11 protein-coding genes are annotated in these 12,935 nt (G+C 73.3%); 9 read left to right on the top strand and 2 right to left on the bottom strand.

Going from position 1 to position 12,935, the window contains the following annotated elements; genetic code table 11:
- The first annotated feature begins 180 nt into the window (after positions 1-180).
- The 4 genes from AB0C21_RS15735 to cutA are packed head-to-tail and all read left to right on the top strand — an operon-like array spanning position 181 to position 5,504.
- Positions 181-1,653 (top strand): uracil-xanthine permease family protein, encoded by a 1,473-nt coding sequence (locus AB0C21_RS15735; protein WP_500204958.1) that lies wholly within the window; start codon positions 181-183, stop codon positions 1,651-1,653.
- 12 nt (positions 1,654-1,665) lie between these two features.
- Positions 1,666-2,529 (top strand): FAD binding domain-containing protein, encoded by an 864-nt coding sequence (locus tag AB0C21_RS15730; protein ID WP_500204850.1) that lies wholly within the window; start codon positions 1,666-1,668, stop codon positions 2,527-2,529.
- Positions 2,529-3,089, top strand: coding sequence for a (2Fe-2S)-binding protein (locus AB0C21_RS15725; RefSeq protein WP_500204849.1), 561 nt, complete (start codon positions 2,529-2,531; stop codon positions 3,087-3,089). Before AB0C21_RS15730 ends, AB0C21_RS15725 begins: the two co-directional genes overlap by 1 nt.
- On the top strand, positions 3,090-5,504 hold the full coding sequence (cutA, locus tag AB0C21_RS15720; protein ID WP_500204848.1) for an aerobic carbon-monoxide dehydrogenase large subunit: 2,415 nt from the start codon (positions 3,090-3,092) through the stop codon (positions 5,502-5,504).
- A gap of 172 nt (positions 5,505-5,676) precedes the next feature.
- Here the strand turns inward: cutA and AB0C21_RS15715 are convergent, their stop codons facing one another.
- A complete protein-coding gene (locus AB0C21_RS15715; protein ID WP_500204847.1) occupies positions 5,677-6,522 on the bottom strand; it encodes a polysaccharide deacetylase family protein in 846 nt (281 codons plus the stop codon).
- Positions 6,523-6,765: 243 nt separating this feature from the next.
- Here AB0C21_RS15715 and AB0C21_RS15710 point away from each other — a divergent pair, with 243 nt between their 5' ends.
- Complete coding sequence (locus AB0C21_RS15710; RefSeq protein ID WP_500204846.1) at positions 6,766-7,452, top strand: SRPBCC family protein; 687 nt, start codon at positions 6,766-6,768, stop codon at positions 7,450-7,452.
- A gap of 129 nt (positions 7,453-7,581) precedes the next feature.
- On the opposite strand, the gene AB0C21_RS15705 is transcribed toward AB0C21_RS15710, so the two are convergent.
- The gene (locus AB0C21_RS15705) at positions 7,582-7,956 is read right to left on the bottom strand and encodes an FKBP-type peptidyl-prolyl cis-trans isomerase (RefSeq protein WP_149257335.1); all 375 of its coding nucleotides are present in this window, start codon (positions 7,954-7,956) and stop codon (positions 7,582-7,584) included.
- Positions 7,957-8,134: 178 nt separating this feature from the next.
- Between AB0C21_RS15705 and AB0C21_RS15700 the strand changes: the two genes are divergently transcribed.
- From AB0C21_RS15700 to AB0C21_RS15685, 4 genes are all read left to right on the top strand, one after another.
- The gene (locus AB0C21_RS15700) at positions 8,135-10,174 is read left to right on the top strand and encodes a hydantoinase/oxoprolinase family protein (protein ID WP_500204845.1); all 2,040 of its coding nucleotides are present in this window, start codon (positions 8,135-8,137) and stop codon (positions 10,172-10,174) included.
- The gene (locus AB0C21_RS15695) at positions 10,171-12,000 is read left to right on the top strand and encodes a hydantoinase B/oxoprolinase family protein (RefSeq protein ID WP_500204844.1); all 1,830 of its coding nucleotides are present in this window, start codon (positions 10,171-10,173) and stop codon (positions 11,998-12,000) included. The genes AB0C21_RS15700 and AB0C21_RS15695 overlap by 4 nt, the downstream gene beginning before the upstream one ends.
- A 144-nt stretch (positions 12,001-12,144) precedes the next feature.
- On the top strand, positions 12,145-12,516 hold the full coding sequence (locus AB0C21_RS15690) for a type II toxin-antitoxin system RelE/ParE family toxin (protein ID WP_500204843.1): 372 nt from the start codon (positions 12,145-12,147) through the stop codon (positions 12,514-12,516).
- On the top strand, positions 12,513-12,863 hold the full coding sequence (locus AB0C21_RS15685; protein ID WP_500204842.1) for a helix-turn-helix domain-containing protein: 351 nt from the start codon (positions 12,513-12,515) through the stop codon (positions 12,861-12,863). Before AB0C21_RS15690 ends, AB0C21_RS15685 begins: the two co-directional genes overlap by 4 nt.
- The last annotated feature ends 72 nt before the right edge of the window (positions 12,864-12,935 follow it).

Genomic DNA, 12,935 nt, shown 5'->3' with positions numbered 1-12,935 from the left:
GGCGCCACACCGGAGCCGGACGGCCGTCGCCACTGCTCGTCCCGTCCGCGCACCGGCCGGTCCTCCCAATCCTGGACGCGCGGTTTGGCAGATGTCGCCGATGCCCGCCCACCAGGGTAGATCTACCTTGCCCGCATGAAAGGCCCGCGGGAACGCGGCCGGCTGAGCAGGAGGACCCCCATGGTGATCGGCTGGAAGCTGCACGGCGACGGACGGACGCCGCCGCCCGGGGAGGTCGTGCGGCCGGACGAGCGGCTGTCGTGGCCGCGGACCGCGGGCATCGGCGCCCAGCACGTGGTCGCGATGTTCGGGGCGACCTTCGTGTTCCCGGTCGTGATGGGCCTGGACCCCAACCTGGCGATCATGATGTCCGGGATCGCGACGATCCTGTTCCTGCTGATCGTGGGCGGCCGGGTGCCGAGCTACCTCGGCACGAGCGCCTCGTTCGTCGGCGCGGTCGCGGCGATCCGCGCGGCGGGCGGCGACAGCGCCACCGTCACCGGGGCGATCCTCGTCGCGGGCCTGGTGCTCGCGGTGATCGGCGTGCTCATCCACGTGGTGGGCGGCGAGGTCATCCACAAGGTGTTCCCGCCGGTGGTCACCGGCGCCGTGGTCATGCTGATCGGCTTCAACCTGGCCCCCGTCGTCGCGACCGTGTACTGGCCGCAGGACCAGTGGGTGGCGCTGGCGACGCTGGCGTTCGCGGTGCTCTGCGCGGTGCTGCTGCGCGGCTTCTGGGCGCGGATCACTATCCTGCTGGCGCTGGTGTTCGGCTTCGTCCTGTCGTGGCTCCTCGACGCCGCCGCCGGGAAGATCACCTCCGTGCTGCCCGGCCAGAACCTGCTGGACGGCGCCGGCAAGCCGTGCACGGCGGAGGGCCCCTTCTGCGTCGCCACCGCGTTCCCGCACGACCGGGTGAACCTCACGAGCGTGAAGGCCGCCGACTGGTTCGGGTTCCCCGACCTGCACGCCCCCGACTTCAAGACCTCGGCGATCCTGCTGGCGCTGCCCGCCGTCATCGCGCTGATCGCGGAGAACACCGGGCACGTCAAGGCCGTGGCCGCGATGACGAACGACGACCTGGACCCCGTCCTCGGCCGGGCCATCGCCGCGGACGGCGTCGGCACCGCCCTCGCCACCGCCGTGGGCGGCTCGCCCACCACCACCTACGCCGAGAACATCGGCGTCATGGCGGCGACCAGGATCTACTCGACCGCCGCCTACTTCGTCGCCGCGATCGTGGCGATCCTGTTCGGGCTGTGCCCGAAGTTCGGAGCCCTCGTCGCCGCGACGCCGGGCGGCGTCCTCGGCGGCATCACCGTCGTCCTCTACGGGATGATCGGGCTGCTCGGCGCGAAGATCTGGATCGAGAACCGGGTCGACTTCGCCGACCCGGTCAACCTCGTCCCGGTGGCCGCCGCGATCATCCTGGCGATCGGGAACGTGACACTCCAGGTGACCGACGACTTCCCGCTCCAGGGCATCGCGCTCGGCACCATCGCCGTGCTGGTCGGCTACCACGTCCTGAACGTGCTGCGCCGGCCGGAGGACACGGGCGGCGGCATCATCGCCCCGGCGGAGGAGGAGATCGGCGGCCCCGTCAGGCACGCCGACCACGATCGGCCGGGTACACCCAGGACCGATGAGAGCTGACGAGGGGCCGCGGTGAAACCACCTCCGTTCGGGTACCACGCGCCGGGCACGCTCGGCGAGGCCCTGGACGCGCTGGCCGCCGCGCCCGGCGGGAAGGTGCTGGCGGGCGGGCAGAGCCTCATCCCGCTGCTGAACATGCGGCTGGCCGCGCCGTCCGACCTGGTCGACATCAACCGGGTCGCGGAGCTGGACACCCTCCACGTCGGCGACCGGGGCGTGCGGGTCGGCGCGCTCGCCCGGCACGCGCGGGTGGAGCGCTCGGCGGAGGCGGCGGCCGTGCAGCCGCTGCTCGGACGGGCGCTGCGGCACGTCGCGCACCCGGTGATCCGCAACCGGGGGACGGTCGTCGGCAGCCTGGTGCACGCCGACCCCGCCGCCGAGATGCCCGCCGTGCTGGCCGTCCTCGGCGGGACGGTCGAGGCGGCCTCGGCGCGGGGCCGCCGCACCATCGCGGCCGAGGCGTTCTTCCGCGGCCCCCTGGAGTCGGCGCTCGAACCCGGCGAGCTGGCCGTCGCGGCGTTCTTCCCGGCCGCGCCGCCGCGCACCGGGACCGCGTTCGCCGAGACGGCGCGGCGGCACGGCGACTACGCGCTCAGCGGCGTCGCCGCCGTCGTCGGCCTCGACGAGGACCTGCGCGTCGGCTCGGCGCGGGCCGGGTTCCTCGGCATCGCGCCGACGCCGCTCGTGCTCGACCTGACCGCCGCCGCGGGCCCCCGCGGCGACTGGGCGGCGGCGGCCGCGCACGTCCGGGAGCGGATCGACCCCGAACCCGACATCCATGCGGGCGCCGATTACCGGCGCCACCTGACCGGCGTGCTCGCCGAGCGCGCCCTGAACGCGGCCGCGGCCGAGGCGCTGCGGAGGGCGGAGGACTGATGGCGGAGAGCTTCGAGGTCGCGCTGACCGTCAACGGGACGCACCGCACGGCGCGCGTCCCGGCGCGGCGGCTGCTGTCGGACCTGCTCCGGCACGACCTCGGGCTCACCGGCACGCACGTCGGCTGCGAGCACGGCGTCTGCGGCTGCTGCACCGTCCTGCTGGACGGGGAACCGGTCCGCTCGTGCCTCATGCTCGCCGTCACCGCCGCGGGCCACGAGGTCACCACCGTCGAGGGGCTCGCGGCGCCGGACGGGACGCCCTCCCCGGTGCAGCGCGCGTTCCGCGAGTGCCACGGGCTGCAGTGCGGGTTCTGCACGCCCGGGTTCCTCTGCACGGTCACGGCGCTGCTGCGGGAGACGCCGCGCCCCACCGAGGACGAGGTCCTGGAGGGGATCTCGGGGAACCTGTGCCGCTGCACCGGCTACCAGAACATCGTGAAGTCGGTGCACCGCGCCGCCGACCTGCTCAGCGGTTCCGGGGGGTGCGGGGGGTCGTCCCCCCGCAATGAAACAGCTGAGGGGTCGTCCCCCCTCAAGGCAACAGCTGAGGAGTCGTGAATGGGCACCCGGGTCTTCGGTGAACCGGTCGAGCGGCGCGAGGACGGCAGGCTCCTCACCGGGCGCGGCCGCTACCTCGACGACCTCGGGCGGGACGCGCTCGCGGCGGCGTTCGTGCGCTCCCCGCACGCGCACGCCCGGATCGCCGACATCGACGTGTCGGGGGCCCTCGACGTCGAGGGGCTGGTCGCCGTCTACACCTGGGAGGACCTGCCGGGGAAGGTCGGGGACCCGCTGCCGCTCCTCATCCCGCACCCCGCGCTGACCCACGGCCGCACCGGGTACCCGCTCGCCCGCGACACCGTCCGGCACGTCGGCGAGCCCGTCGTGATGGTCGTGGCCCGCGACCGCTACCTGGCCGAGGACGCCGCCGAGCGCATCCGCGTCGAGTACGAGCCGCTGCCGCCCGTCGTCGGCATCGAGACGGCGGAGCGGGCCGAGCACCTGGTCCACGACGACGTGCCCGGCAACGTGGGCGCCGTCCTGGTCCAGGAGAACGGCGACGCGGCCGCGGCGATCGACGCCGCGCCGCACGTGCTGGAGTTCCGGCTGTCCATCGAGCGCAGCGCGTCCATGCCGCTGGAGGGCCGCGGCGTCTACGCGCGGTGGGACGCCGACGACGGGTCGCTGCGCGTGTACTCCTCCACGCAGGCGTCGACGAGCGTGCGGGCGGCGATCGCGGCGCGGCTCGGGATGCCGAACGGCAAGGTCGAGGTGGTGGCGCCGGACGTCGGCGGCGGCTTCGGCGTGAAGATCGTCCACCCGTGGCCCGAGGAGGTCCTGGTGCCGTGGGCGGCGCGGCTGCTGGACCGCGAGATCAAGTGGACCGAGGACCGCCGCGAGCACTTCGTCTCGGCCGCGCACGAGCGCGGGCAGTTGCAGGACGTGCGGGTCGGGTTCGACGACGAGGGCCGCGTCCTCGGCCTGGACGTGCGGATCCTGCACGACCACGGCGCCTACACCCCGTACGGGATCATCATCCCGATCGTCACCTCCACCCAGCTCCTCGGCCCCTACAAGATCGGGGCGTACCGGGCGGAGGTCGTCAGCCTCTACACCAACACGCTCATCGTCACCCCGTACCGGGGCGCGGGCCGTCCGCAGGGCGTGTTCTGCATGGAGCGGACGATGGACCGCATCGCCCGCCACCTCGGCCGCGACCGCGCCGACGTGCGCGCCGCCAACTTCATCCAGCCCGACGAGTTCCCCTACGACCAGGGCCTGACGTTCCAGGACGGCCGGCCGCTGATCTACGACTCGGGGAACTACCCCGAGCTGCTCCGCAAGGCGCGGGCGCTGATCGGCTGGGACGGCTTCGAGGCCGAGCGCGCCGCCGCCGCGGCCCGGGGCCGCCGCATCGGCATCGGCCTCGGCGTCTACGTCGAGGGCACGGGCGTCGGCCCGTACGAGGGCGGCCACGTCGAGATCGACACCGCGGGGCGGGTGCACGTGTCGACCGGGCTCACCTCGCAGGGGCAGGGCCACGAGACCGTGTTCGCCCAGATCGCCGCCGCCGAGCTGGGCGTCCCCATCGAGGACGTCCACGTCACGACGGGCGACACCCGGCGGTTCGGGTACGCGGTCGGCACGTTCGCGTCCCGCGCGGCGGTGATGAGCGGCAACGCGATCGCGCTGGCGTGCCGGAAGGTCCGCGGCAAGGCGCTGCGCATCGCGGGCGAGGCGCTGGAGGCCGACCCGGACGACCTGGAGATCACCGACGGGGTCGTGCACGTGCGCGGCGACCGGTCGGCGGCCGTCCCGCTGCGGACGGTGGCGGTGCTGTCGAACCCGCTGCGGTACGCGTTCGACGAGGAGGCCGCGGCGGCGACGCAGTTCGCGGTGGGCCGCCCGGCCACCGAGCCGCCCGTCGCGGCCGGGGACGAGCCCGGCCTGGAGGGCCGCGACTACTACTCGCCGGTGCGCTCGACGTTCGCCTCCGGGGCGCACGCCGCGATCGTGGAGGTCGACCCCGACACGGCGGAGGTCGCGATCCTGCGGTACGCGGTCGTGCACGACTGCGGGCGGCTCGTCAACCCGATGGTGGTGGAGGGCCAGATCCACGGCGGCGTCGCGCAGGGCGTCGGCGGCGCGCTGTACGAGCGGATGGTGTACGACGAGTCGGGCCAGCTGCTCAACGCCTCGTTCATGGACTTCCTGATGCCGTACGCGACGGAGGTCCCGCGCATCGAGACCGACCACCTGGAGACGCCGTCGCCGCTGAACCCGCTCGGCATCAAGGGAGCGGGGGAGGCCGGCGTCATCCCGGTGTCGGCGGTGGTCGCGTCGGCGGTCGAGGACGCGGAGGGGATCCGGGTGGACGCGATGCCGCTGTCCCCGGACGACCTGTACACGCTCCGGCTGCGCGCCGCGGACGACCCGTCCCTGCGCGTCAAGGAGGACGCCGAGGTCTCCTGACGGCGGGCCGGGCCCGTCACGGGCGCGGGCCGGGGCACGGGTCCGGGGCGCGGGTCTGGCTGGCGGGGCCGGCTCGGGAAAGCAGGGGACCTCGGCCCCGCCAGCGTGCCGACCTTGGCACAGACCGCCCCGGCACTCCGGCCCAACCGGGTTTCCTCCGGGAAGGTCGCTTTCAGGCGTGGGACGGCTGGTCAGGGGCGTTTCCGCCGAGGGAGCGCGGCAGGTAGTTCTCGACCGCGGCGGGCCGGAAGCCGGCCTGCCTGATCCAGCCGAGGATCATCTGGAACTCCTGGGCGAGGCCCTTGCGGTAGTGCATGAGGATGATGTCGCCGGGCTTGAACCCCTTGCCTCCGTCGCCGCGCGCGAAGCCGTTGTAGCCGACGCCGGGGCCTGAGGTGCCGTTGTAGAACTCCGCCGACCACAGCAGCACCGACTTGATGCCGCAGTCCTTCGCCGCCTGCAGGGTGGTCTGGTTGTAGCTGCCGAACGGAGGACGGAAGACCTGGGGGCGGCGCCCGTACTGCTTCTGGATGGCGTCGGAGGAGTCGCAGATCTCCTTCTTCTGCGACTCGGCGCTGAGCGTCGCCATGTTGGGGTGCGTGACGGTGTGGTTCTCCATCTGCGACCCGGCGTTGCGCATGGCCCAGAAGTACTGTCCCTGCCCCTTGATGTAGGTGGAGGTCAGGAACGTCAGGATGGGGACCTTCTCCTTGCGGACGAGGTTCACGAACTCCGAGTCGTAGGTGTAGCCGTCGTCGATGGTCAGGAAGACGACGCGCTCCTGCGTCTCGATGTGGTCGATGACGGGCGGCAGGCCGTTGGCGGCGGGCTTCGGCATCGTCCACGACCCGGGCTTGGGCGTCGCCCACCGCTGGTCGTCGAGGACGGACGCGAGCTGCGTCCGCATGGACGGGCCTGAGTCGCCGCCGAACCCGGCGGTCGCGACGGGCCAGCCGCCCGCGGCCACGCCGAACACTCCGGCGGCGACCATGGCGATCACGGGCGTCTTCCCTGCCATCGACCGCGTACTCCGTTCGCTCGGGGGGTCTGAAGTTCTCTGGGGGGTTCTGAAGCTCTTCGGGGTGCAATGGGTCCGCATCGGTTGACGCGCGAGGGGCGGTCCAGGTTCGCCCCAGCGCGGAACCTGCCGGACATATCTGACCATTCCCAGGCGTCGGGGGAGTGCATCTCACCAATCCTCGGCGTGTACTCGGCAGAAGTTGCCGTTCGGCGAGGGGGCCGGGTTCTCTAAAGTCGGGTCATGCAGCTCACCGGCAGTGCCAGCGTCGCCGCGCCGCTCGACCGCGTCTGGGACGCGCTCCAGGACCCGGCCGTGCTGGCGAGGACGATTCCCGGGTGCCGCTCCCTGGAGGAGACGGGGGACGGCACCTACCGCATGACGGTCACGGCGGGCGTCGCGTCGATCCAGGGCACCTACGTGGGGCAGGTCGAGCTGGCCGACCCCGACCCGCCGCGCTCGTTCGTGCTGCGCGCCCGCGGCCAGGGCGCGCCCGGCACGGTGGACGCCACGGTCCGCGTCCGGCTGACGGACGGCGACGGCACCACCCGGATCGACTACGACGCGGACGCGGTCGTCGGCGGGATGGTCGGCGGCGTCGGGCAGCGGATGCTCGGCAGCGTCGCCAAGCGCACCGCGGGCGAGTTCTTCTCCGCCGTCGAACGCGACCTCATCGCGCTCGCCCAGGCCCCGGCGCTCGCCCAGGCCCCGGCGCTCGCTCCCGCCGCGGAGCCGCCGCCCGGGGCCCCGGCGACGCCGCCCGCCGCCGGTGCCGCGGCTCCGGGACGTGCCGTGTACCCCGGGCGCGCCGCGGCCGAGCCGGCGCCCTCGGGGGCCTGGCTCCCGATGGCCGCCGCGTTCGGTACCGGCGGCGCGGTCGCCCTCGCGGGCGTGGCGGTCGGCTACCTCATCGGCCGCCGCGCCCGCTGAGACACGCCGCGAAGGTCTCCGCGACCCCGGGAAGGCCGGACGACCGCACCCGGAAACGGCGACGGCGGGCGCCCCGGGAGACTTCCCCAGGACACCCGCCGTTCGAGCCGGCCGACCGGCGGCCGCGTGCTAGCTGACGGCCACCAGGTCGACGACGAAGATGAGCGTCTCGCCGGGCTTGATGGCCGGGCTGGGGCTGCGGTCGCCGTAGGCGAGGTGCGGCGGGATGACGAGCTTGCGGCGCCCGCCGACCTTCATCCCGGCGATGCCCATGTCCCAGCCCTTGATGACGCGGCCGGAGCCGAGCTCGAAGTCCAGCGTGCCGCCGCGGTTCCAGGACGCGTCGAACTCCTCGCCGGTCGACCACGACACGCCGACGTAGTGCATCGACACCTGCGAGCCCTTGACGGCCTCGGGGCCGTCGCCCTCGGTGATGTCGGTGATGTCGAGGTAGGCGGGCGGCTGGCCCTCGGGGAAGTCGATCTCGGGGCGTTCAAGCGCCATGAACGGGCTCCAGCGGTCTCGTCGGATGCAAGGACAGAACAGAGCTGCTCAGCCTATCCGCACGCGGGTCACGAAAGAACGGTGCTTCCGTTGGCACATTGCGACGGTTTCGCAGGTGGGCGGCGTCCGGTAGACCCTATGACCATGGTGAGGCGGTGTTCCTGGTGAGGCGGGGCCTGTGGTGACGCGGTTGCGGATCGGCATCGACACGGGCGGGACGTTCACCGACGTCGTCGCCCTGGACGGGGACGGGACCCTCGTCACCACGAAGACGCCCTCGACGCCCGCCGACCCGGCCGAGGGGTTCGCCGACGGCGTCGCCAAGATCCTCCGGCTGACCGGCGCGGGGCCGGAGGACGTCGCGGCGCTGTCGCACGGTACGACGGTCGCGACGAACCGGCTCCTGGAGGACCGGATCGACGACCTCGGGTTCGTCACGACCGAGGGCTTCGAGTCGATCCTGGAGATCGCCAGGCAGAGCGTCCCGGACGGCTACGGCAACAGCTACTTCTGGGTGAAGCCGCCGCGGATCGTCCCCGCGCACCGCGTGCGGGCGGTCGGCGGGCGGCTCGACCACACCGGCGCCGAGCTGCGCCCGTTCGACGAGGAGTCGGCGGTCGCGGCGGCCCGCTGGTTCCGCGACCAGGGGATCCTCGCGATCGGGGTGTGCTTCCTGCACTCCTACGCCGACCCGTCGCACGAGCTGGCGATGCGGGACGTGCTGGCCCGCGAGCACCCGGACGCGGTCGTGTCGCTGTCGTGCGAGGTGCTGCGCGAGTACCGCGAGTACGAGCGGTCGGTGACGACGCTCGTCGACGCCGCCGTCAAGCCCGCGATGAACGGCTACCTCGCGCGGATCGCCGAGCGCGTCGCGGCGCGGCTGCTGGTGATGAAGAGCAACGGCGGCGTGCTGTCGGCGGACGAGGTGGCGCGGCAGCCGATCACGACCGTCCTGTCCGGCCCGGCGGCCGGGGCGCTCGGCGCGGCGTTCGTCGTCTCGCGCAGCGGGCACGGCTCGGTCGTGACGCTGGACGGCGGCGGGACGTCCACCGACGTCGCGGTCGTCCTGGACGGCGAGCCGACCCTCACGACCGAGGGCTCCATCGGCCGCCACCCCGTCAAGATCCCGATGATCGACATCGTGACCGTCGGCGCGGGCGGCGGGTCGGTGGCGTGGCGCTCCCCGGAGGGCGCGCTGAAGGTCGGGCCGCGCAGCGCCGGGGCCGATCCCGGGCCGCTCTGCTACGGGCGCGGCGGCGCCGAGGTCACGGTGACCGACGCGCACGCCGTCCTCGGCCGCATCCCGCCGCACCTGCTGGGCGGCGAGGTGCCGCTGGACGTGGCCGCCGCTCGGCGGGGCCTGGAGGCGCTCGCCGCGGAGCTCGCCCTGCCGGTCGAGCGGGCCGCCGCCGGGATCCTGGAGATCTCCGCGTGGAACCAGGCCAACGCCATCCGGCAGATCACCGTGAAGCGCGGCCTGGACGTGCGCGACTACCCGCTCGTCGCGTTCGGCGGCTCCGGCCCCCTGCTGGCGTGCCGGCTGCTCGACGTCCTCGGCCTGCCCGCCGCCGTCGTCCCGGAGAACCCGGGCAACCTGTCGGCGTTCGGACTGCTCACGGTGGACGTGAAGAACGACTACGTCCGGACCCGCGTGGTCCGCGACGCTGAGCTCGACCCCGCGCTCCTCGCCGAGGTCTACGCCCACCTCGAAGCCGAGGCCGCCGAGGCGCTGGCCCGCGAGGGGTTCCCCGAGGACCGCCGCCGCTTCGCCCGCTCCGCCGACCTGCGCTACTACGGCCAGGCGTTCGAGGTGCGGGTCGCCGCGCCCGCCGGACCGCCGGACGGGGAGCTGCGCGCCGAGGTCGTCCGCCGGTTCCACGACGCGCACGAGGCCCTCTACGGATACTGCTACCGGGACGACCCGCGCCACCCGGTCGAATGGGTCAACCTGCGGGTCTCCGGCATCGGCCCCATCGAACGGCCGCGCCCGTCCGAGCGCCCGCCCGGGGACGGCGACGCGTCCCGGGCCCGCACCGGAACCCGGAGGGTCTACTTCGACGCGTGGGAGGAGTCGGCCGTCTACCGGCGCGAGAAACTCGCGCCCGGCGACACCGTCGAAGGCCCGGCCGTCATCGAGGAGTTCGGCTCGACGCTCCCGCTGCACCCCGGCTTCACGGCGACCCTCGACGGCCACGGCAACCTGGTGGTGACGCGATGACCGGCCCCCTGACGGACCCGATCCTGCTGGAGATCGTCGAAGGGACGCTGGCGTCGGTGGAGCGCGAGGTCGAGACGGCCATCGCCCGCACCGCCCGCTCGCCGATGATCCGCGACGCGCACGACTTCCGCGCCGGGATCCACGACCGGCGCCTGCGCAAGCTGACCGGACGGTCGTACTCGGCGCTCGTCCAGCCGGTCGCCCGCGACTTCCCGCCGGAGGAGATGCGGCCCGGCGACGTCTTCTTCCACAACGACGTGTACCTGTCGGAAGGCGGCATCGGGCACCTGCCGGACCTGTGCGTGACGGTCCCGGTGTTCCACGAGGACGAGGTGGTCGCGTTCGTCCAGGCGTTCGGCCACCACGACGACATCGGCGGCGCCGTCCCCGGATCGATGCCGAGCCACGCCCGCAGCGCGTTCGAGGAGGGCCTCATGGTCCCGCCGATCAAGCTGTGGGACCGGGGCGTGCCGAACCGGGCGGCGCTGACCATCATGACCCGCAACTCGCGGATGCCCGACTCCCTCGCCGGCGACCTGGACGCCGAGTGCTCGGCCTGCCTGATGGGCGCCCGCCGCCTCGGCGAGCTGTTCGCCCGCTACGGCCGCGCCGACGTGGAGGCGTGCTTCGACGCCATCATCGACCGGACCACCGAGACGTTCCGCCGCGAACTGCTCGCCAAGATCCCGGACGGGACGTTCGTGTGGGAGGACTACGCCGAGCACGACGGCGTCGACGCGCCCCGCCTGCACGCGCAGCGCATCACGCTGACCGTCGACAAGGCGGCCGCCGTCCCGCTGACCATCGACTTCACCGGGACGTCCCCGCAGGCCAAGGGGCCCATCAACCATGCGGGCGACTACTCGGGCGGGGTGTTCCTGAAGAAGTGGCTGGCGCCCGTCCTGCGCAACCTCGCCGACACCCCCGAGCGGGCCGCCGAACTCGACGTGAACGAGGGCGTGGTGCCGCTCATCGAGATGCGGTTCCCGGAGAAGGGCACGCTGCTCACGCCCGTGTTCCCCGCCCCGACCAACGCCCGCACGTTCGTCATCCTGCGGCTGCTCGGCGTCCTCGCGGGCGTGCTGGCCAAGGCCACGGGCGGGCGGATGCCGGCCGACCAGGAGACGATCCGCTACACGGGCGTCTACGGCGAGGACGACCGCGGCCCCTACCTGATGCGGGAGGTCCTCGGCGGCGGCTCGGGCGGCCGCTACTACGCCGACGGAGAGGACACCATCCACGTCGTGCCCGACTCCCGCAACATCCCCGCCGAGTTCGCCGAGGCCCGCTGGCCGTTCGTCGTCGAACGCCTCGGCCTCGCCGTCGACTCCGGCGGGCCGGGGGAGTACCGCGGCGGCCTCGGCTACGACAAGCACATCCGGATGCTCCGCGACGCCCACTACATGTCGATCGCCGACCGCTCCATCCTGTCGTGCTGGGGCGTCAACGGCGGCCGCGCGGGACGCCCGTTCCGCGTCGACATCGACGGCGAGGAGATGGACGGCCTCGTGGACGACCGGCCCGTCCGCGCCGGGCAGGTCATCCGCATCCGCACCACCGGCGGGGGAGGCTGGGGCGACCCGCTGAACCGCGACCCGTCCCGCGTGGCCGCCGACGTCCGCGACGGCAAGGTCTCCCTGGACGGCGCCCGCGAGGACTACGGCGTCGTCCTGGCGGACGGAGCGGTCGACGCCGAGGCGACCGAGACCCTCCGGGCGCGCCTGCGCGTGGAGCGCGGCCCGGTCCCGTTCTTCGACCGCGGCCCCGGCTTCCCCGAACTCTCCGGCGGCGCCACCTCCGCCGAAGTCGACACCCTCGACCCGTGACGTCGGGCCGACCTGGCGTTCCTCCGAGTACTCCTCGTGCAGGTCTTCGGCGCGGGCATGGCCTACTCGCATCGGCCCGACCAGGTACCGGTCCTGTCGCCGTCGGCGGATGCCGAGGGACGCGCTGGCTATAACATTGGATGCATGGGGCTGTTCGAGATCCAGGCTGAGCCGGAAGTCGTCGACTGGCTCATGTCGCTCACGCCTGCTCATCTGGCGCGTGCGGACGTGGTGTGCGGGATGCTCGCGGTCGAGGGCCCCTACCTCGGCATGCCCCTGGCCCGACCTCTTGGTGACGGCGTGTGGGAACTGCGGATCAACCTCCACCCCAAGGACATCCGGATCACCTACTGGTTCCCCGGGCACGACCGGGTCGTACTGTTAACGGTGTTCCGCAAGACCCGAGACGCCGAGACCGCCCAGGTGAGACGCGCCAAACAAGCACGGAAGATCTGCGAAGCCGAACACGACACCGACCAGATCATCAGCGTCATCGAGAGTCCGGAGGGATCATGAGCAGTCAGTGGAGCAGCCCGCACGTTCTTCTCGGCGACCACCCCGGCCTGGCCGCCAAGCGGGACACCGACGAATACCGGCTCGCCCACGAGGAAGCGCGCCTGGCGATCGCCCTCGGCCGTGCCGTCTACGCTCGGCGGACCGAGCTGGGCATGTCCCAGACCGAACTGGCCCGCCGCGCCGGGATGCGTCAGCCCGCGGTCTCCCGCATCGAATCCGGCGGTGGAGGAGTGCCGACGCTGGCCGTACTGAACCGACTCGGGCACGCTCTCGATCTGCGGTTCCGGGTCATCGTCGGGGAAGGCGACGCGGGCGCGGCGGAGACCGAACTGCGCGCCACCGCATGACCCGCCCCCCTTGCACGCGCAGCCCAGGCTGACGCTCGACCGCGGCCCCGGCTTCCTCGCCCTCTCCAGCGG

Source organism: Spirillospora sp. NPDC049024, from assembly GCF_040649235.1.
Lineage (GTDB): Bacteria > Actinomycetota > Actinomycetes > Streptosporangiales > Streptosporangiaceae > Spirillospora.
Note: the sequence above shows the minus strand (reverse complement) of the source record. Positions and strands in the feature narration are given on the sequence as shown.

What these genes read in the sequence shown, in the direction of transcription:
- AB0C21_RS15735 (WP_500204958.1), top strand. Translation starts at nt 181, where the DNA reads ATGGTGATCGGCTGGAAGCTGCACGGCGACGGACGGACGCCGCCGCCC.
- AB0C21_RS15725 (WP_500204849.1), top strand. Translation starts at nt 2,529, where the DNA reads ATGGCGGAGAGCTTCGAGGTCGCGCTGACCGTCAACGGGACGCACCGC.
- cutA (WP_500204848.1), top strand. Translation starts at nt 3,090, where the DNA reads ATGGGCACCCGGGTCTTCGGTGAACCGGTCGAGCGGCGCGAGGACGGC.
- AB0C21_RS15715 (WP_500204847.1), bottom strand. Translation starts at nt 6,522, where the DNA reads ATGGCAGGGAAGACGCCCGTGATCGCCATGGTCGCCGCCGGAGTGTTC.
- AB0C21_RS15710 (WP_500204846.1), top strand. Translation starts at nt 6,766, where the DNA reads ATGCAGCTCACCGGCAGTGCCAGCGTCGCCGCGCCGCTCGACCGCGTC.
- AB0C21_RS15705 (WP_149257335.1), bottom strand. Translation starts at nt 7,956, where the DNA reads ATGGCGCTTGAACGCCCCGAGATCGACTTCCCCGAGGGCCAGCCGCCC.
- AB0C21_RS15695 (WP_500204844.1), top strand. Translation starts at nt 10,171, where the DNA reads ATGACCGGCCCCCTGACGGACCCGATCCTGCTGGAGATCGTCGAAGGG.
- AB0C21_RS15690 (WP_500204843.1), top strand. Translation starts at nt 12,145, where the DNA reads ATGGGGCTGTTCGAGATCCAGGCTGAGCCGGAAGTCGTCGACTGGCTC.
- AB0C21_RS15685 (WP_500204842.1), top strand. Translation starts at nt 12,513, where the DNA reads ATGAGCAGTCAGTGGAGCAGCCCGCACGTTCTTCTCGGCGACCACCCC.